Origin of the sequence: Paraburkholderia sp. CNPSo 3281 (assembly GCF_024206515.1) — a bacterium.
Classification (GTDB): Bacteria; Pseudomonadota; Gammaproteobacteria; order Burkholderiales; family Burkholderiaceae; genus Paraburkholderia; species Paraburkholderia nodosa.
Map to the genome: position 1 here is coordinate 1 of NZ_JAMBPS010000189.1, position 628 is coordinate 628.

At 52.7% G+C, this 628-nt stretch carries 1 rRNA gene; it reads left to right on the forward strand.

The features are described from left to right. Nucleotides 1-18: 18 nt before the first annotated feature. A 23S ribosomal RNA gene (locus tag M3I56_RS40845) occupies nucleotides 19-628 on the forward strand; the annotation flags it as partial.

Here is a 628-nt window from a genome sequence, read left to right on the forward strand (position 1 = left end):
GAGACACACCCGTTATAGGGTCAAGCGAACAAGTGCATGTGGTGGATGCCTTGGCGATCACAGGCGATGAAGGACGCGGTAGCCTGCGAAAAGCGGTGGGGAGCTGGCAAACGAGCTTTGATCCACCGATATCCGAATGGGGAAACCCACTCCGAATGGAGTATCCATGACTGAATACATAGGTCATGTGAGGCGAACGCGGCGAACTGAAACATCTAAGTAGCCGCAGGAAAAGAAATCAACCGAGATTCCCAAAGTAGTGGCGAGCGAAATGGGACCAGCCTGTACTCTTTATCTGTAGCGTCAGCCAAACACTCTGGAAAGTGTGGCCATAGTGGGTGATAGCCCCGTAGGCGAAGACGCAATGGAAGAACTAGGGGTACGACAAGTAGGGCGGGACACGTGAAATCCTGTCTGAAGATGGGGGGACCATCCTCCAAGGCTAAATACTCGTGATCGACCGATAGTGAACCAGTACCGTGAGGGAAAGGCGAAAAGAACCCCGGGAGGGGAGTGAAACAGATCCTGAAACCGCATGCATACAAACAGTCGGAGCCTCGCAAGGGGTGACGGCGTACCTTTTGTATAATGGGTCAGCGACTTACATTCAGTGGCAAGCTTAACCGAA